This window comes from Azotobacter chroococcum (genome assembly GCF_004339665.1).
Lineage (GTDB): Bacteria > Pseudomonadota > Gammaproteobacteria > Pseudomonadales > Pseudomonadaceae > Azotobacter > Azotobacter chroococcum.
In genome coordinates this window covers 178,516-197,156 of sequence record NZ_SMMU01000002.1, presented here as the reverse complement: position 1 = coordinate 197,156, position 18,641 = coordinate 178,516, and the positions used below count along the sequence as shown (strand labels likewise).

The window sequence follows — 18,641 nt, the reverse complement described above, 5'->3', positions numbered from 1 at the left end:
TGGCCGCGGACCACTACCGATTGAACCGGTGATCAGCTTCAAGATACCTATCGATCCGGCATCTATCACTCCGCGGCTGCCGGGCGCCTTAAAGACCACGGGTTTCCGCCCCACACTTGCAACTACTGCCCCATGGATAATCGAGGACGCCATTATAGGTGGCCCCCAGGTTCCATATCTGATTAGTTCAATAATTACTTTTCAATCGCGCCTATTTTCGCCTTGCTCAGCGGGCGAATGATCCTCTGCCGCCCTACTCCACAAAACGGTTTGCCCGAGTGTTCGCGCGGACGATCCGCAATATTGGCAAGGCAGGGTCGAGCCGGCTGCAAATGACCGCTCATGCCATGTATGGCCAAGTGTCTTTCACTGCACATGCCCCTCCACTGCGCCCATCGGCCCCGGACAGTGGCAAGGTTCCCCGGAAAGCAGGGGCGCGGCCAGTGGGCAGGTGCCGCTGTAGGTCGCGCAGCGCTCGCCCAGGCTTTTGCGTTCGGCGCTGCCGGGGAAGCTGCCCTCGGGCATGACGCAGGTGCAGGGCGAGCCCTCCTCGATTTCGACGGCCAGCGGGCAGGTGCCGCGCGCGCTGGTGCAGGCGTTGGCCGGCAGCGCGGGCGGGGCGGTGTTGTCGTTCGTCGGGTCGGGCACCAGCGCGCCGGCAGCCGCCCCCGTCGGCAGGTTGCACCAGCAGGGCGTGCCGACGGAGCCGGACCCCGTGACCCGGCAGGTGGCGGCGGCCGTGCCGCAGGTACTGGAGGCGACTTTTGCGGGCAAGGGTTCGAGCGCCCGGTCGGCAGCCGCGTCGCCGACCGGGCGCTCCGCGGTCGGGTCGCCGGCGGCGGCCAGCTTCTGCCGGTTGTGCAGCCTCGTCCAGGCGACGTAGCGCGTCTCGGCCTCGTAGGCCTCGCGCTCCACGGCTTCGTAGTTCCGCAAGTAGCGGATGGCGAACTCCTGGATGCCCCAGCGCTGGTACTGGTCGACGTGGGTCAGTTCGTGCACCCAGAGCGTCGGGTTGTAGAGCGCGTCGCTGGTTTCCTTGAAGATCACCACGTGATCGAGGGCGATGGCCTGGGCCTCGCCGTAGCGAATCAGGTTCCACTGCAGGGTGAAGTCGTCGCCGCCCTGCACCCGGTAGCGCGCCGCATTCAGCACCCGCTCCGGCAGGAAGCCCGTGAGCTGGTGGCGGATGTCCGGCGGCATCGGCTGCACGCCATTGCGCAGCGCTTCGTCGCGGGAATGGACGATCATCTCCTGGAGCACCGGCGCACCGGTCTGCGCCAGGGCCTCGTTGATCTCGGCGACGCCGCCGAAGGTCTGCGACGGCGGAATCAGCGCCTTGATCTGGCGATGCAGCTCGTCGAGCCCGATGCCTTCCAGCGGGGCGGCCTCGTCGAGGATTTCGCCGCCCGGCTCGCCGCCGCCGGCGGCCGCGCCCATGCTCATGCTCATGGCGAGCGCGAGAAGGATGCCGGCCACGCGCAACCCGCGGATGATCGCCGAATGCCTTGCCATGCCCTCCTCCCTTGCCTTCAGAGTGAGTGCCATCACGCGCGCGCCGGACGGAGTTCAATGCACATACAGCGCCAGCGCCAGACTGGCGCCGAGCAGCGCGACGATCAGGTTCACGACAATCCCCCAGCGCGCGCCGTAGCCCGGCGGATATTCGGCGGACGTCAGGGATCTCAGCACTACCAGGTATTCCCGGCACGAATAGAGGGCGGCGAAGGCCCCCAGCGCGATGAAGGCCAGGCCCAGCCAGAAGGTGATGGCCAAGTCCTTTGCGGCCAGACTGTCGGGGGCGAGCGCCCGCACCAGCAGGCCGGAGCGCTCGACCACGAAGCCGAAGGCGATCAGCGCCAGGCTGGTCCGGTTCCAGGCCAGCAGGGTCCGCTCGGCGGCGAACAGCACCCGGGGATCTTGCAGGTTGGACATGACTTCCCCTCGCTGGACGTTCAGAGCACGCCGCCCATGCCGGGCAGCCCGAAGATATCGACCAGCACCGCGTCGAGATCTTCCGCCGCCAGCGACTCCACCCGGACCTCGCCCGCTTTCACCGTCTTCAGGGTGTTGCCGAGAAGGATTGCCCTGCCGTCCGGCGCATGGCGCACGACGAGCAGCTTCTGCACGAAGATGGCCTCGGGGTGCGTGGAGTTCAGGTAGTTGGCCGGCATGAAGTCGATCCACTCCTGGGGCGACAGGTCGAAGGCGAACTGCCTGAGCCACTCGCCGTTCACCCGTGCCTGCAGCAGGTATTCCCGCCCGTCCGGCCGGCTCAGCATGAACACATCGTCGTCCTGGCGGACCTCGACATCGAGCCGGTCGAGGCGCATGGGCGCGCGGATGCCGTAGCTGCCGAAGCCCAGGTCGCACAGCCATTGCCCGCCTTCCAGCGTCACGACGATCGCCATATGGGTCTTCGGCCGTCTGACCGGGTAGAACATGGGCCGCGCCGCGACGAACTGGTAGGGAATCCCCAGCGCCTCGAGCGCCATGCAGAAGAGCCCGTTGACCTCGTAGCAATAGCCGCCGCGCCGGCGCCCGACGATCTTTCCGACGATTTCTTCCGGCACCAGCGAAACGATCCTGCCCGCCTGCACGTCGAGGTTCTCGAAGGGTACCGTGAACAGCTGGCAGCGCATCAGCCCGGTCAGCGTGGCGAGGTCCGCCCGCGCCGCGCCGCGGTAACCGATGCGCTCGAAGTAGTCCTCCAGCGCGAAGTTTTCAGCTTTCATGCATGTTTCCTTGATTCGAAAAGGGATCTGACTCCGGACGCCGCCGTCAGCCGGTGCCGCTGGCGGCCGCCCATGCCAGGGCCGCGCCCAGCACCAGCAGCGCCAGCATGCCGGTCACACACACGGCCAGGGCCACCGGACGCGAGGCCCTGTCGTATTCGCCGATGCGCTCCCGCGGAAAGGCGTTGAGGCTGGCGACCCGGCAAACGCACCAGCCAATCCACCAGGCGATCACTTCGACGAGCAGCTCGAATACCAGCCACAGGGCCAGGCGCACCAGCAGGTAAAGCCCCTTCACCAGCGGCCTCAGCAGATAGTCCCCGAGGTCATCCATATATCGACTCCCCGGTCTCCTCACTGCGCCTGCGCATCGGCGCCGTGCTCGGACAGTTGGGCGCCGAACCAGCGGTGGATGGCGGTGATCATCTCGAGGTCTTCGGCCTCGAAGCGGATTTCGCCGCCGTCGGGCAGGGGCGCGTAGGTGACCTTCATGCGCGCGGCACCGGCCTCCAGCTCCCTGAGGCCCGGCATGCTCTCGCCGTGCAGGCTGGCCGGGACGGAAAAGTCGCCGCCGGAGAAGCGCGCCGCCATGTGCAGGAGATGGCGCTGGATGCCCGACAGCTGGTCCGCCGCGCCCGGCTTGCGGATGACCACCTGCATGCTGCCGCCGCTTTCGGTCATGCGAAAGACGTGCAGGGTGCGCTTGAGGGAGAAGGGCATCACGCTGTGGCCCTGATGATGGATATGCGCCTGCCGGCTCTGCGGCGGGCTGGCGTTGTCGGCCAGGGCCGGGACGGCGAGACAGACGCAGACGCCGATGATGAATGAATGCGGGTTTCCGAGCATAGGCAGGACTCTTTCGGCGATGGCGCAGCAGGTTACAGCTGCCGGCGCAGCGCAGCCAGCGGCAGCGCTGTCCGACCCCGGACAGGCCGTTGCCGAAGGCGCAGACCTGCCCGGCATCCGGCGTACCCTCCTCAGTATGGCTCCCCGCCACGACAGCCGGCAGTCTCGCAGCCCAACAGGCGAGCCGGGGGCGGGCTAAGCTGTCCCTATCGACCAGCCAGACGGGTGTCGCAGCGATGGCTCGCCGGTGCCCCGGCAGACTTTCCCCGGGGTCGATATCGGGACGCGCCTGCGGGCGGGCCGATGGATGTCGTGCGTCGCCAGCGGGCGGCTAAGGTGAAAGGGATGTCGTTCTGCGAGTTGAGGGTGGTCTTGCAGGCGGACAGCCGGCGCCTGGCACAGGCGCCGGCCGCGTCCATGGCGGGCGGGCCGGGGGAGGAACGCCGATGAGCCAGAGCAGCCTGAACCCGCCGCCCTTGCGGTGGCAGTTCGCCCACATGGTCAAGCCCTACTGGAACAGCGAGCGCAAATGGCTGGTGCGCGGCGCCGTGGGCATGCTGCTGCTGCTGACCCTCGGCCAGGTCGGCCTGGCGATCTGGACCAGCTACTGGCACCGCGAGCTGTTCGACGCCCTGGAGGCGCGCTCGCTCAACACCCTGCTGCTGCAGATCGCCACCTTCGCGCTGATCTTCGCCCTGACCATGCTGGTCACCGCGCTGCACCTGCACGTCAAGCGCTGGCTGCAGCTGGACTGGCGGCAGTGGCTGACCCTGCACCTGCTCGACCACTGGCTGGCCCGCGCCCACCACTACAAGCTGCAGTTCACCAGCGGCGAGCACGACAACCCCGACGGGCGCATCGCCGAGGACATCCGCATCGCCACCGAGAACGCGATCAACCTCGCCCATTCGCTGGTCTTCTCCCTGCTGATCCTCGGCACCTTCGTCGATATCCTGTTCAAGCTCTCCGGCAGCCTGGCGCTGCCCGGCACCGACATCGTCATCCCCGGCTTCCTGGTGCTGCTGGCCTTCCTCTACGCCGGCGGCGGCAGCGTGCTGGGCCTGCTGCTCGGCCGGCCGCTGACCAAGTCCACCAACCGGCTGCAGACGGTCGAGGCGAACCTGCGCTTCGGCCTGGCGCGGGCCCGCGAGAACTCCGAGTCGATCGCCCTGATGCACGGCGAGGGCATCGAGCGCGACTACGCCGGCCGGCTGTTCGCCGACGTCGGCCACGGCTGGAACCGGCAGACCATCGGCTACCTCGGCATCGTGTCCTTCTCCGCCGGCTACGGCGCGCTGCTGCCGGTGTTCCCGATCCTGGTCGCGGCGCCGCAGTACATCTCCGGGGCGATGACCCTCGGCGTGCTGATGCAGGCGGCGCAGGCCTTCCAGCGCCTGACCTCGGCGCTCTCCTGGCCGATCGACAACCTCGGCGAACTGGCCAAGTGCAAGGCTTCGGCGGACCGGGTGGCCAGCCTCCACAACGACATGCTGCAGCTGGAGGAGCGCGAGCGCCAGCCGGTGGAGCACCGCATCGAGCTGGGCCACGGGCGGGCCAACGAGCTGGTGTTCCGCGACCTGTGCCTGGCCAATCCGGACGGCGAGATCCTCGTCGAGCGCCTCAACGCCACCATCCACCGCGGCGAGCGGGTGCTGATCGCCGGCGATCCGGCGGTGACCATCGGCCTGTTCAAGGCGGTGGCCGGACTGTGGCCCTGGGGCAACGGCCAGATCCTGCTGCCCGACGACGCCGGCGTGGTGTTCCTCTCGCAGCACCCCTTCCTGCCCGACGGCAGCCTGGAGTCGGTGCTCAGCTACCCGCGCGAACCCAACCATTTCAGCCGCGCGGAACTGCACCATGCGCTCGAATGCGCCGGGGTGGCCTGGCTGGCCCCGCGCCTTTCGGAAACCGACAGCTGGAGCCGGGTGCTGCCGCTGCGCGCCCAGCAGTGCCTGGCCATCGCCCGGCTGATCCTGCACCAGCCGCCCTGGGTGTTCCTCGAGGAGGCCACCGACGCCTTCGATCCCAAGGGCGAGGACTACATGCTGGAAATGCTCTGCCGCGAGCTGCCCGACTCGACCCTGCTGACCATCAGCTTCCACGCCGGGCTGGAACACCACCACACGCGCAAGCTGATTCTCAACCGCCAGGCCGAGCCGCGCTTTCTCGCCTGCGCCAGCGAACTGTGCGGGCTACGCAAAGGATGACGGCAGCCAGCCGCGCTCGACGCAGTCGCGGAAGCACCAGGCCGGCGTGGTCTCGGTCTTGTAGTTCCAGAAGAACCAGCCCTGGTACTTCTCGAAGCAGGCCAGTTGGGCGGCGGCGTAGCCGCGGTAGGCGACGCTCTCCTGGAAGGCGTCCATGTGCTCGAGGGCATGGTTGAACGGTCCCTCGGCCCACAGCGACACCACCCTGAGGTCCAGCCCCAGGCTCCACTCGCCGCAGATGGTCGGCAGGCCCAGCTCGGTGATGACCGCATCGGCCTCGGCCTTCCAGTCCCCGGCGGCCTTGCGCATGTGGCCGTAGATGTCCATGTCGATGTCGCCGCGCTCGAAGCACTGGTAGCGGTGGATGTCGAAGATCACGTTGCGGTACTGCGGCCCCTGCATGAAGCCCAGGTACTCGCGGAAGTCGCGGAAGCCGTCGTGGAACACCACCGCCACCCGCTCGGCCGAGCAGTGCCGGCGGATGCGCGCGTAGGCGTCCAGGTTGTAGGCCTTGAGGTAGTCGGTGGGCACGTCCCAGCGCGGCTCGTTGAGCACTTCTATGGCATGCAGCGCCGGGTGCTCACGGTAGCGCTCGGCCAGCCGCTCGAGCACCGACAGCGAGTGCTCGCGGTATTCCGGGCGGGTGTGCCACTCGCAGACGTCCTTGATCCCGCCGTTGTCGAAGCCGTTCTGGCAACCCGGCGCGGCATGCAGGTCGAGCACCACGTGCAGGCCGCATTCCCAGGCCCAGGTCATGGCCCGGTCGAGCACCTCGATGCCGCCCTCGACGAAGGGATAGCGGGCCTCGCCGTAGCTCGGGTGATAGGGGTAGTCGGGGCCGAAGATCCAGTGGCCGACCGGAATGCGCACGGCGTTCAGGCCACGCTCGGCCAGCCAGGCGAAGTCGTCGCGGGTGATCCAGCGGTTCCAGTGGGCACGCAGGCGCTCGCCGGCCCGCTCGCCCAGCTCGGCGCACCAGGTGGTCTCGTCGGTGGCCGCCAGGCCCTCGAACAGGCTCGGCACCATCCACTTCTCCAGCACCAGCCAGCTGCCCAGATTGACCCCGCGCAATTTCAGATCGCTCTTGTTCATCCTTGTACTCCCCTGCGGAAAAAGCCTCTCGAATAGCATAGATGGACCGCCTCGCTGGAGCCGGGGCGGCACACGGGAGTTAATGGCTGGGAGCGGCCCCGGCCGCGAGGGCTCTGGCGAGAGGTCGGCTTTTGCAGGGTGGGCAACTGCGCAGCACGGCCCACCGGATGACGAGAGAGAAGCCGGGCTGCGTCCGGCACAGCTCAGCTGCGAGCCGGTTGCCGGGCGAAACCGGTTTCCTCGACGCCGATCAGCCGATAGACGACGGCGCCGATCAGCGCCCCGACGATCGGCGCGACCCAGAACAGCCAGAGCTGGGCGAGGGCCCAGTCGCCGACGAACACGGCGACGCCGGTGCTGCGCGCCGGGTTCACCGAGGTATTGGTCACCGGGATGCTGATCAGGTGGATCAGCGTCAGGGCCAGGCCGATGGCGATCGGGGCGAAGCCGGCGGGGGCGCGCTTGTCGGTGGCGCCGAGGATGATCAGCAGGAAGAACAGGGTCATCACCACCTCGGTCACCAGCGCCGCCAGCAGCGAATAGCCGCCCGGCGAATGGGCGCCGTAACCGTTGGAGGCGAAACCCTTGGCGACGTCGAAGCCGGCGGTGCCGCTGGCGATGACGTAGAGGACCGCGCCCGCGGCGATCCCGCCGAGCACCTGGGCCGCGATATAGGGCGCCAGGTCCTTGGCCGGGAAGCGCCCGCCGGCCCACAGGCCGATGGACACCGCCGGATTCAGGTGGCAGCCGGAGATGTGGCCGATGGCATAGGCCATGGTCAGCACCGTCAGGCCGAACGCCAGCGAGACACCATGCAGGCCGATGCCGACCTCCGGGAAGGCCGCGGCGAGGACCGCGCTGCCGCAGCCGCCGAGCACCAGCCAGAAGGTTCCGAGAAACTCCGCGCCATACCTGTTCATTTTCCAATCTCCATGGATCTGGGGGCAGCGCCTCTCCACCTTCGAGACGCACGGCAAGTCTAGTCAGGGGTCTGCGGCGTTCCCCTGATGGGAAACTGTTTCCCACGGAAGGGGATTGCGCGCATGCCCAGCAGGCAGGCCAGCGGAGCAATGTTATTTATTGGAATTAAGTTCCATAAATGCCAATATCCGAAGGTCCTTCGGGCAGAACCGTCCCGGGACCATGACCGGCGGCCCGCTCCCGGGTCCGCGGGATCGAGCCGGTCGCCAAACGACAACAAGAAACCGGAGACGCCCATGCAACCGACCTACTCCATCGCCCAGCTCACCGCCCTGCAGCTGAGCCCGCCGCAGATGATCGAGCTGGCGGCGCGTACCGGCTACGACCAGGCCGGCGTGCGCCTGCTGCCGGTGGCGCCCGGCGCCGTGGCCTATCCGCTGATGACCGACAAGCCGATGCTGCGCGAAACCCTGGCGCGGATGAACGACACCGGCGTGCGCATCTTCGACCTGGAGCTGATCCGCATCGGTGCGGATTTCGAGCTGGAGCGCTACCTGCCCTTCCTGGAAACCGGCGCCGAACTGGGCGCCAAGGCCGTGCTGGTGGCCGGCGACGACCCCGAGGAGGAACGCCTGATCGAACACTACGCGCGCCTGTGCGACGCCATGCTGCCGTTCGGCCTGTCGGCCGATCTGGAATTCATGCCCTGGACCCCGGTGCGCGACCTGGACAGTGCCCTGCGCATCGTCCGCCGTGCCGACCGCCGCAACGGCGGCATCCTGGTCGACGCCCTGCACTTCGACCGCTCGGCCAGCCGCTTCGAGCAGTTGGCCGAGATCCCCGCCGAGTGGCTGCACTACGCGCAGATCTGCGACGGCCCGGCCGAGCGTCCGACCACTACCGAGGCCCTGATCCAGGCCGCCCGCGGCGAGCGCCTGCTGCCCGGCGAGGGCGGCCTCGACCTGCGCCGGCTGTGGCGCGAGCTGCCGGCCGGGCTGCCGGTGAGCATCGAGATCCCCAACGACCGGCGCGTCGCCGAGATGGGCCCCGAAGCCTGGGCCCGCGCCGCCCTGCAGGCGGCTAGGGCGCTGGTGGAGGGCATGCGCCCAAAGGCCTTTCCAGTAGCCTGACGGCTGTATCCGCCCGAGGTCTGGGCGGAGATACGGCGCGGCCCCCGCGCCGGCGTGCCGGCGTGCCGGCGTGCCGGAATGGATCGAGCTCCAGACCAAGCCGATGAGTGCACTGGAACGGCTCGAGGCCGCCCTGACTGCCGGGATTGCGCGAGGCGTCGTGCCGACCGAACCGGCCACGGCAACGATACGGGTTTCGCGATGGGCTGACCGAACGGGGGCTGGCGAGCCGTCTTGATCGCGGCCCGTGCTGCGGGCGGAAAATAGCGAGCAAACGAGCGTTTGACTTTATGACACGGCAAGACCAGGCGGGCCGAAAAGAATATCGGCATCTCTTGCACGCCCAGCTATGGACTTCCGCCCCCTGAAACGGTCCAGCCTCGCAGGGGACGGCCAGATCGCCACAGACATCATATAACCTCAAGAGAGCACGCCGCCCCGAGCGAGCGACTGAAAACCCATCCCCCGAAACGCCTCGAAAACCGCCCCTCGCCATCTGCACCCAAACCGGGTGCCCTTCGCCCCGGGACATGACGACATTGACACGAGCGCCATCCATTGATACTAATTCACCAATGTCGTACGACGACGCATAACATCAAATAACAACAAGACGAGACTCCGCATGTCCGCCACTCCAGCCACCGCCACGCCAGTCGTCACCGAGATGCAGGTCATCCCGGTCGCCGGGCATGACAGCATGCTGCTCAACCTCTGCGGCGCCCACGCCCCGTACTTCACCCGCAACCTGGTCCTGCTCGGCGACAGCGCCGGACGCACCGGCATCGGCGAGGTCCCCGGCGGCGAGGGCATCCGCCAGGCACTGGAGCGCTCGCGCGATCTGGTCGTCGGCCAGCCGATCGGCCGCTACAACCGCATCCTGAACCGCCTGCGCCAGACCCTCGCCGGGCGCGGCAGCGGCCCGCAGGCCACCGTGCACCAGGTGACTTCGGAGGCGGAAGCCGCCGTTCTGAAGCAGCCCCACGAGATCAACCTGCGCCTGGACAACGTGATCACCGCGGTGGAGGCCGCCCTCCTCGACCTGCTCGGCCAGCATCTGGAGGTGCCGGTGGCCGAACTGCTCGGCGCCGGCCAGCAGCGCGACCGCGTGCCGATGCTGGCCTACCTCTCTATATCGGCGAGCGCCGGCGCACCGACCTGCCCTACCTGGCCGGCCAAGGCTCCGCCGACGACTGGTATCACCTGCGCCACGAGGCGGCGCTCACCCCCGAGGCCATCGCCCACCTCGCCGAGGCGGCCCACGCCCGCTACGGCTTCAGCGACTTCAAGCTCAAGGGCGGGGTGATGCGCGGCGAGGACGAGATCGCCGCGGTGACGGCGATCAAGGCGCGTTTCCCCCAGGCCCGCGTCACCCTCGACCCCAACGGCGCCTGGTCGCTGGACGAGGCGATTCGCCTGTGCAAGGGCCAGGGCCAGGTGCTGGCCTACGCCGAGGACCCCTGCGGCCCGGAGAACGGTTACTCCGGCCGCGAGGTGATGGGCGAATTCAAGCGCGCCACCGGCATTCCCACCGCCACCAACATGGCCGCCACCGACTGGCGGCAGATGGGCCATTCGCTGCGCCTGGAGGCAGTGGACATCCCGCTGGCCGACCCGCATTTCTGGACCATGCAGGGCGCCGTGCGCCTCGGCCAGGTGTGCGAGGAATTCGGCCTGACCTGGGGCTCGCATTCGAACAACCACTTCGACATTTCCCTGGCCATGTTCACCCATGCCGCGGCCGCCGTGCCGGGGCGCATCACCGCCATCGACACCCACTGGATCTGGCAGGAAGGCCAGGAACGCCTGACCCGCGAGCCGCTGCAGATCGTCGGCGGCCAGGTCGAGGTGCCGGACAGACCCGGCCTCGGCATCGAGCCGGACATGCAGCGGATCATCGCCGCCCACGAGCTGTACAAGAAGGTGGCCACTGGCGCGCGCGACGACGCCATGGCCATGCAGTACCTGATTCCCGGCTGGCGCTACGACCCCAAGCATCCCAGCCTGGCCCGCTGAACCCCGTACGCCCCACATCCCTCCAAGGAGAAGACAATGAAAAAAACACTCCGCGCCTCCCTGCTCTCCGCCATGGTCGCCGCCGCCACGCTCGGCACCCAGTCGGCCGCCGTCGCCGCCGAGGTCAACTGGCCCACCCGCCCCGTGCAGGTGGTGGTGATCGCCAACCCCGGCGGCGACACCGACTTCAACGCCCGGATGATGGCCAAGTACTTCAACCGGATCACCGGCAAGACCATGGTGGTGACCAACGTCGCCGGCGGCGGCGGCACCCTCGCCGCCGAACAGGTCAAGGGCGCGGCGGCGGATGGCAACACCCTCCTCTTCACCCACCCGGGTCAGCTGATCGTCAACGAAGTGGCCGGCCTGTCCGAAGACAGCTACGAAGTCTTCGACGTCGCCTGCATCGCCGGTGTCGACAAGAGTGCGGTGTTCGTCGCCTCCAGGCAGTCCGGCGTGACCAGCATGAAAGACCTGATCGACAAGGCCAAGGCCGAACCAGGCAGCCTCACCTACGGCACCGAGATGGGCAACTTCTCCCACGTGCAGGGCCTGATGCTGGAAAAACTCACCGGCACCCAGCTGAAGATGGTCGATGCCGGCACCGTTTCCGACCGCGTCGTGGCCATGCTGGGCGGCCGTGTCGATCTCGGAGCGATCAGCTACGGTTCGGTGCAGGACTACGTCAACGGTGGCCAGATGGTCGCCCTGGGCCAGCCCAACGACGAGCACAACGCACTGCTGGGTGACGTGCCCACCCTCAAGGAGCAGGGCCTGGACATCACCCTCGACAAGCCGTATGTGGTCGCCTTCCCGAAAGGCACCGACCCGGCCATCGTCAAGAAGATGGCCGACCTGATGAAGCAGATCACCGAGATCCCCGAGTACGCCGAGGATCTGAAGAAGTTCAAGCAGCCGGTGGCCTACTTCGGCACCGAGGAGTCGAAGGCGATCCTGGCCAAGACCCGCGAAGACTTCATGCAGTTCAAGGACGATCTGCACAAGGTCAAATAAGCCATAACGTACCGCCGGCCGCGTGATCGGCCGGCGGTACGCCTCAGTAAATCGAGGTATGCGATGAGCACCCTGAACAAGAAAGAACTGATCATCGGCGTCGCCATGCTGGGCGCCAGCATCGTCTATATGGTGATGGCCTATCGGCTGCCTGGGCACGAAGGCGTCGACGCCGCCACGGTTCCCGTTCTGCTGGCCGGACTGCTATCCCTGCTGGGTGTGATGCAGCTGTTCAGCGCCTTTGGCAACAAGGCGCAGGCCGCAGCCGAAACGCCCAGCCAACTGCCGGACGACAGCGCCGAAGTAGCGGCTCCCGAAATCATCGAGCCCAAGACCGTGCTCAAGACCCTGGGGCTGATACTCGGCTACATGGCCCTGCTCGGGCCGGTGGGCTTCCCGATCATGACCGCCGTCTACCTGTATCTGCAGTTCATCGTGCTGACCCCGCTGAACCACAAGGTCCGGCACCCGACCTACGCCCTGATCGCCGTGATCAGCTCGGCCGTCATCTACCTGCTGTTCCGCGAGGCCTTCGATCTGATGCTGCCCCCGGGACTGCTGAACTTCCTCTGAGGATCGACCATGCTCGAATTACTGCAGCAAGGCTTCGGTGCCGTCTTCTCGCTCAACATTCTGCTGCTGATGGCCATCGGCGTGGCCATGGGCATCGTGTTCGGCGCGGTACCAGGACTGTCGGCCACCATGGCCGTGGCCCTGTGCCTGCCACTGACCTTCACCATGGGCCCGCAGGCGGGCCTGTCACTGCTGGTCGCCCTGTTCATCGGCGCCACCTCCGGCGGGCTGATCTCGGCGATCCTGCTCAAGATTCCCGGCACGCCCTCATCAATCGCCACGGTCTTCGACGGCGGCCCGCTGATGGAACAGGGCCAGGGCGTCAAGGCGCTCGGTGTCGGCATCGTGTTCTCCTTCCTGGGCACCATCTTCAGCATCGCAGCGCTGATGTTCATCGCCCCGCAGCTGGCCAAGGTGGCACTGAGCTTCGGCCCGCACGAATACTTCGCCATCGCCGTGTTCTCCCTGACCCTGATCGCCACGCTGTCGGCCGGCTCCATGGTCAAGGGGCTGTTCGCCGGCGCCCTGGGCATCGCCGTGTCGACCATCGGCATCGCCCCGGTAGAGGCCGTGCGCCGCTTCACCTTCGGCATCAGTGAACTCAACGGCGGCTTCTCCATGCTCACCGTGATGATCGGCATGTTCGCCGTGGCCGAGATCATCAAGCTCGCCGAAACCGGCCGTCATGCGGTCCAGGGCAAGGCGCGCTCGGTCAGCATGAAGAACATCAAGGGCTTCGGTTTCTCGCTCAAGGAGTTCCGTGAGCAACTGCCCAATGCCGGTCGCTCCGGCCTGATCGGCCTGGGCATCGGCATCCTGCCGGGCATCGGTGCCGGCACCTCCAACCTGGTGTCGTACATCATCGCCAAGAAGCGCGCCAAGGATTCGGACTCCTACGGCAAGGGCAACATCGGTGGCGTGGTGGCCAGCGAGACCGCCAACAACGCCGGCATCGGCGGGGCCATGATGCCGCTGATGACCCTGGGCATCCCCGGCGACACCGTCACCGCGATCATGCTCGGCGGCTTCCTGATCCATGGCATCCAGCCCGGCCCGCTGCTGTTCGTCAGCCAGGGCCCGTTGGTGTACACCATCTTCGCCGCGCTGATCGTCGCCACGGTGATGATGCTGTTCATGGAGTTCTACGGCCTGCGCCTGTTCATCAAGCTGCTCGACGTGCCCAAGCACATCCTGCTGCCGATCATCCTGGTGCTCTGCGTGGTCGGTGCCTTCGGTCTGTCCAGCCGCCTGTTCGACGTCTGGTCGATCCTGCTGTTCGGTCTGCTCGGCTACGCCTTCGTCAAGGCCGGCACGCCGGCGGCGCCGTTCATCATCGGCTTCATCCTCGGGCCAATGGCCGAAACCAACCTGCGCCGCGGCCTGATGCTGTCGGACAACAACTTCATGGACTTCCTGACCACCCCCATCGCCGGCACCTTCCTCGGCCTGGCTCTGGCATTCGTCCTCTGGCAAGTGTTCAGCGCCCTGCGCCCCAAACCCAGCGCGATCAACGAAATCCTGCGTACCTGATCGCCATGCCGCCCCCTCTCTGAGGGGGGGCGGCCACTTCGCCCTCCTCAGTTCCTCTCCCCGCTGCGCCCCTCGACGCCCCTCGGAAGCGCCAGCCGATGTCGGCTGCCTGCACATTGCGCTGGACATATGATGGACGGCCGAATTGATCCAGGTCTAATCTAATCAAGCACTTGATTGATACCCTGGATGAATCAATGTTCGAGCTGGCCCAACTGCGCTGCTTCACCACCCTGGCCACGGAGCTGAACTTCCGGCGCGCCGCCGAACGCCTGCATATGACCCAGCCGCCGCTGAGCCGGCAAATCCAGTTGCTGGAGCATCAATTGGGCGTGGCGCTGTTCACCCGCAGCACCCGTTCGGTTGCGCTGACCGCCGCTGGCCGCGCCTTCTTCGTCGAGGCCCAGGCGCTGCTCGACCAGGCCCATCGCGCGGCGCAGAGCGCCCGCCAGGCCGCCCTCGGCGAGAGCGGCACGGTGAGCATCGGCTTCGTCGCCAGTGCGGTGTACGACTTCCTGCCGCGGGTGGTGGCGCAGACCCGGCGCGAGCGCCCCGAGGTGCAGATCGCCCTGCAGGAGATGACCACCTTCGAGCAATTGCAGGCACTGCGCACACGGCGCATCGACCTGGCCATCGTGCGCGCGCCGCTCAACCAACCGGGGCTGATCGGCGAATGCCTGGTGCGCGAGCCCTTCGTCCTCGCCGTGCCCGCCGAGCATCCGCTGGCCGAAGCCACGACGCCGACGCTGGCCGCGTTGCACGGCCAGCCCTTCATCATCTATGCCCATGGCGCCTGGCAGCCGTTCAACGAACTGCTCACCGGCATGTTCCGCTCCAGCGCCGTGGAGCCGGACTACGTGCAGTCGCTCGGTTCCACCCTGACCATTCTCGCCCTGGTCAACACCGGCATGGGCCTGGCCCTGGTGCCGCGCGGCGCCAGCGCGGTGCGCTTCGAGCGGGTGCGCTTCCGTGCCCTGGAGCTGCCGGGCGGGGTGTGCAGCGAGCTGCACCTGGTCTGGCGCGACGACAACGACAACCCGGCCTTCGCCGCGGTGCGCGAAGCCGTGCGCCAGGCGGCTCGGGAAGCCCAGCAGGAGCCGCTCGCCGCAAATTGACGGCCTGCTATGCGCGCTGGCCGACTTCGGCCTCCTGCACCGTCCAGCCGGCCACCCGCTCGCTCAGGCTGAGGCCCAGGCCGGGTCGATTGGGCACCAGCATGCGTCCGTCGCGAATCTCCAGGCGCTCCTCGAACAGCGGCTCCAGCCACTCGAAGTGCTCGACCCAGGGCTCGCGCGCGTGGGTGGCCGCCAGGTGCACGTGCAGTTCCATGGCGAAGTGCGGCGCCAGGGTCATGCCGGCCTGCTCGGCCAGCGTCTGCACCCGCAGGTAGGGGGTGATGCCGCCGACCCGCGGCGCATCCGGCATGAGGAAGTCGGCGGCGCGCTGGCGAATGAACTCCCAGTGCTCGGCCGGGCTGGTGAGCATCTCGCCGGTGGCGATCGGCGTGTCGAACTGGCGCACCAGCTCGGCGTGGCCCTCGGCGTCGTAGCAGTCCAGCGGCTCCTCGATCCAGATCAGATCGAACGGCTCCAGGCGCCGGCACATGCGCCGCGCGGTGGGCCGATCCCATTGCTGGTTGGCGTCCACCATCAACGGGAAGGCATCGCCCAGATGCTGGCGCACCGTGCCGACCCGATGCAGATCCAGCGCCCAGTCCGGCTGGCCGACCTTGAGCTTGATGCCGCCGATGCCCTTCTCGCGGGAGATATCGGTGTTCTTCAGCAACTGATCGAGCGGTGTGTGGAGGAAACCGCCAGAGGTGTTGTAGCAACGCACCGAATCGCGCTGGGCGCCGAGCAGGCGCGCCAGCGACAGGCCAGCGCGACGCGCCTTGAGATCCCACAGCGCCACGTCGAAGGCGCCGATGGCCTGGGTCGCCAGGCCGCTGCGCCCCACCGAGGCGCCGGCCCAGCACAGCTTGTCCCACAGCCGGGCGATGTCGCTGGGGTTCTCGCCGATCAGGTTGGGCGCCACTTCCAGGGCGTGGGCGAACTGCCCTGCCCCGCCGGCGCGCTTGGAATAGCTGAAGCCGAGGCCCCGGTGGCCGGCGCGGGTCTCGATCTCGGCGATCAGGATGGCGATCTCGGTCATCGGCTTCTGCCGGCCGGTGAGCACCTTGGCGTCGCTGATCGGAGTGGCCAGCGGCAGGGCCACCGAGCGCAGGCGCAGCCAGGCAATGCGGTCGTCGTCGGCGCAGGGGATGGCGGGCTTGTCGTTCATGCAACTTCCTCGTTCGGAAAAGGACGATGAACGCACGACCGGCGCTGCTTGCCAGAATATTTGCCGGTCATGCGGCCCCCGGCTCATCGGGGACCTGAGCCATTCTCGGATGATTGCGCAATCATTCAAGCGCCGTGATTCAGGTGCTGGCGCGCTCGATCAGCTCGAAACCGACATCCATGCGCAGCGGGTTGCGCGCCAGGCCCGGCTCGGCGAAACGCGCCAGCAGCGCCTCGGCGATGCTCTGGCCGATCCGCGGGCCATCGATGCGCACCGTCGACAACGGCGGATGGGTATGGGCCGCGCTGGACAGGTCGCCGAAGCCCATCACCGCCAGTTGCCCGGGCACGGCAATCTGCCGGCTCGCCGCCTCGGCCAGCACGCCTTGGGCCAGGGTGTCCGAACTGCAGACCACCACCTCCCCGGCCTGGCCCCGCTCCAGCAGGTGGCGCAGCCCCTCGCGGCCCTCCGCCAGGGTCGCCGGTGCCGGAAGGATTTCTGCCGCGACCTCGCCGATGCCCTGCTCCGCCAGCGCCTGCAGCAGGCTGTGGTAGCGGCGCAGCCCGCGCGGGTCGTCGAGGCTGACCACCGAGATGCGCCGGTAGCCCTTGCCGAGCAGGTAATCGGCAACCGCGCGGCCGACCGCCTCGTGGGAGAAGCCGACCAGCATGTCCAGCGGACGCGCGCACAGGTCCCAGGCCTCCACCTGCGGAATGCCGGTACGCCTCAGCCGCTCGCGGCTGGCCTCGGTGTGCTGGGTGCCGGTGAGCACGATGCCGTCCGGGCGACGCCCCAGCAGCGCCTCGAGCAGCGCCTCCTCCTGTTCGGGGAGGTAGCCGGTGAGGCCCAGCAGGGTCTGGTAGCCGGCGCCGGCCAGGCGTTCGGTGAGCGACTGCACGGTATCGGCGAAGATCGAGTTGGCGATGGTCGGCAGGAGGATCGCCACCAGGCGGCTGCGGCTCGAAGCCAGCGAACCGGCCGCCAGGTTGGGCACGTAGCCGGTGGCGCGAACGGCCTCCAGCACCCGCCGGCGGGTCGCGTCGCTGACCACCTCGGGGCGCCCCAGGGCGCGCGAGACGGTGATCGGCGAGACGCCGGCGACCCGGGCGACGTCGATCAGGGTCGGATTGCCTCCCGGACGGGGGCTCGAAGCTTTTCTGCTCATCGGAACTCGATCATGGTGAGGTGCCTGCCGGACGCATTCCACTACATCCCGGCGCCGTTGTGCATCCCTGCGCCTACGGCAAGGTATCCTTGCCGGCCCGACCGGCAGAGATCCGCAGGCCCCGCATGACCCGCCACCCAAGCTCGACCACGCCCCGCGCAGAACCGCCGGCAGGAGGCTCCGCGAGGCGATTCGACCGTCTGCGCGAGATCGAAGGCCTCGACCCCGAGCGCGACTGCCAGCGCATCGTGCACCTCTCGTTCGGCTACGAGTTCTGCTGGGACTCGACCAAGGCGCTCGAGTTCGCGCTCTACCGCACCTACTGCGTACCCGGCATCTCCCGGCTGCTCGAGCGTACCGGCGAGTTCCTGCGGCATGCGCAGCGGCGCTTCGACGACACTGCCCTGCTGATCGCCGAGGTCTGCGAGTGGGGCTACGAGAGCGGCAGGGGCCGCGAGGCGCTGGAGCGCATCAACTGGGCCCACGGCCACTACAGGATCGCCAACCACGAGTTCCTCTACGTGCTTTCGACCCTCCTCTACGAACCGATCCGCTGGATCGACCGCTACGGCTGGCGACCGACCTGCCGCAACGAGAGGCTCGGCTACTACCACTTCTGGCGCGGGGTCGGGATCCTGATGGGAATCCGCGACATCCCGCCGAGCTACGAGGCCTTCGAGGCCTGGGCGCGCGCCTACGAGGACGAGGCGTTCCGCTACCACGAGGCGAACCGGCGGGTCGGCGCCGCGACCCGCGACCTGTTCGCCTCCTGGTACCCGGCCCCTCTCGCTCCTCTGGTACGTCAGGCGGTCTACGCCCTGCTCGACGACGCCATGCTCGAGGCGTTCGGCTTTCCGCGCCCGCTGCCGGGCATGCGCGGACTGGTCGACGGCACGCTCAGGCTGCGGGGGCGGATCCTGCGCCGGCTGCCGCCCCGGCGCGAGCCGTGCTTCTTCACCCACCGGCCCAACCGGACGCACCCGCAGGGCTACGCCATCGGCGCGCTCGGCCCGGAACGACTGATCGCGGCGGACCGGGCGCGCCCGGCCGACGTCCCGGCGCGCCGGGACTGACGTCGCGCCAGACCTGGCCGCGACAGGTATTCGCCGGACAGCCGGCGCAGAACCGGTGCCTG

The 18,641-nt window shown here is 68.0% G+C and carries 16 protein-coding genes and 1 pseudogene; 8 read left to right on the top strand and 9 right to left on the bottom strand.

Features of this window, described 5'->3' with window-relative positions; translation table 11 throughout:
• Positions 1–366: 366 nt before the first annotated feature.
• Genes EV691_RS03125 through EV691_RS03105 form a run of 5 tightly spaced genes read right to left on the bottom strand, consistent with a single transcriptional unit; the run spans position 367 to position 3,578 of the window.
• Entirely contained in the window at positions 367–1,512 is a 1,146-nt protein-coding gene (locus tag EV691_RS03125; RefSeq protein ID WP_131298896.1) for an eCIS core domain-containing protein, read from the bottom strand.
• A gap of 54 nt (positions 1,513–1,566) precedes the next feature.
• The gene (locus tag EV691_RS03120) at positions 1,567–1,932 is read right to left on the bottom strand and encodes a YidH family protein (protein ID WP_131298897.1); all 366 of its coding nucleotides are present in this window, start codon (positions 1,930–1,932) and stop codon (positions 1,567–1,569) included.
• Positions 1,933–1,952: 20 nt separating this feature from the next.
• The gene (locus EV691_RS03115) at positions 1,953–2,732 is read right to left on the bottom strand and encodes an arylamine N-acetyltransferase family protein (protein ID WP_131298898.1); all 780 of its coding nucleotides are present in this window, start codon (positions 2,730–2,732) and stop codon (positions 1,953–1,955) included.
• A gap of 46 nt (positions 2,733–2,778) precedes the next feature.
• Positions 2,779–3,066 carry a hypothetical protein gene (locus EV691_RS03110; protein WP_131298899.1) on the bottom strand — a complete coding sequence of 96 codons (288 nt, stop codon included), beginning with the start codon at positions 3,064–3,066 and terminating at the stop codon, positions 2,779–2,781.
• Between the two features lie 20 nt (positions 3,067–3,086).
• Entirely contained in the window at positions 3,087–3,578 is a 492-nt protein-coding gene (locus tag EV691_RS03105; protein ID WP_039806009.1) for a hypothetical protein, read from the bottom strand.
• 446 nt (positions 3,579–4,024) lie between these two features.
• On the opposite strand from EV691_RS03105, the gene EV691_RS03100 reads away from it, so the two are divergent.
• Entirely contained in the window at positions 4,025–5,785 is a 1,761-nt protein-coding gene (locus EV691_RS03100; protein ID WP_131298900.1) for an ABC transporter ATP-binding protein/permease, read from the top strand.
• Here the strand turns inward: EV691_RS03100 and EV691_RS03095 are convergent.
• Together EV691_RS03095 and aqpZ are read right to left on the bottom strand one after the other, a co-directional pair.
• Positions 5,771–6,877 (bottom strand): glycoside hydrolase family 5 protein, encoded by a 1,107-nt coding sequence (locus tag EV691_RS03095; protein WP_131298901.1) that lies wholly within the window; start codon positions 6,875–6,877, stop codon positions 5,771–5,773. The genes EV691_RS03100 and EV691_RS03095 overlap by 15 nt on opposite strands.
• A gap of 203 nt (positions 6,878–7,080) precedes the next feature.
• Positions 7,081–7,797 carry an aquaporin Z gene (gene aqpZ, locus EV691_RS03090; protein ID WP_131298902.1) on the bottom strand — a complete coding sequence of 239 codons (717 nt, stop codon included), beginning with the start codon at positions 7,795–7,797 and terminating at the stop codon, positions 7,081–7,083.
• Positions 7,798–8,094: 297 nt separating this feature from the next.
• Between aqpZ and EV691_RS03085 the strand changes: the two genes are divergently transcribed.
• From EV691_RS03085 to EV691_RS03060, 6 genes and pseudogenes are all read left to right on the top strand, one after another.
• On the top strand, positions 8,095–8,928 hold the full coding sequence (locus EV691_RS03085; RefSeq protein ID WP_131298903.1) for a sugar phosphate isomerase/epimerase family protein: 834 nt from the start codon (positions 8,095–8,097) through the stop codon (positions 8,926–8,928).
• 625 nt (positions 8,929–9,553) lie between these two features.
• Positions 9,554–10,944, top strand: a pseudogene (locus EV691_RS03080) (enolase C-terminal domain-like protein).
• Between the two features lie 36 nt (positions 10,945–10,980).
• Positions 10,981–11,958, top strand: a complete 978-nt coding sequence (locus EV691_RS03075) for a tripartite tricarboxylate transporter substrate binding protein (RefSeq protein WP_131298904.1) — start codon at positions 10,981–10,983, stop codon at positions 11,956–11,958.
• Between the two features lie 63 nt (positions 11,959–12,021).
• Positions 12,022–12,531, top strand: coding sequence for a tripartite tricarboxylate transporter TctB family protein (locus tag EV691_RS03070; RefSeq protein WP_131298905.1), 510 nt, complete (start codon positions 12,022–12,024; stop codon positions 12,529–12,531).
• A 9-nt stretch (positions 12,532–12,540) separates the two neighbouring features.
• On the top strand, positions 12,541–14,061 hold the full coding sequence (locus EV691_RS03065; protein WP_131298906.1) for a tripartite tricarboxylate transporter permease: 1,521 nt from the start codon (positions 12,541–12,543) through the stop codon (positions 14,059–14,061).
• Positions 14,062–14,258: 197 nt separating this feature from the next.
• Positions 14,259–15,176 carry a LysR substrate-binding domain-containing protein gene (locus EV691_RS03060; RefSeq protein WP_131298907.1) on the top strand — a complete coding sequence of 306 codons (918 nt, stop codon included), beginning with the start codon at positions 14,259–14,261 and terminating at the stop codon, positions 15,174–15,176.
• A 7-nt stretch (positions 15,177–15,183) separates the two neighbouring features.
• Here EV691_RS03060 and EV691_RS03055 read toward each other — a convergent pair whose 3' ends face one another.
• Together EV691_RS03055 and EV691_RS03050 are read right to left on the bottom strand one after the other, a co-directional pair.
• Positions 15,184–16,341, bottom strand: a complete 1,158-nt coding sequence (locus tag EV691_RS03055) for an L-talarate/galactarate dehydratase (RefSeq protein ID WP_131298908.1) — start codon at positions 16,339–16,341, stop codon at positions 15,184–15,186.
• A gap of 139 nt (positions 16,342–16,480) precedes the next feature.
• Positions 16,481–17,506, bottom strand: a complete 1,026-nt coding sequence (locus tag EV691_RS03050; RefSeq protein WP_131298909.1) for a LacI family DNA-binding transcriptional regulator — start codon at positions 17,504–17,506, stop codon at positions 16,481–16,483.
• A gap of 125 nt (positions 17,507–17,631) precedes the next feature.
• Between EV691_RS03050 and EV691_RS03045 the strand changes: the two genes are divergently transcribed.
• Positions 17,632–18,579: an oxygenase MpaB family protein gene (locus tag EV691_RS03045; RefSeq protein ID WP_131298910.1), complete on the top strand. Its 948-nt coding sequence runs from the start codon at positions 17,632–17,634 to the stop codon at positions 18,577–18,579.
• Positions 18,580–18,641 lie beyond the last annotated feature (62 nt).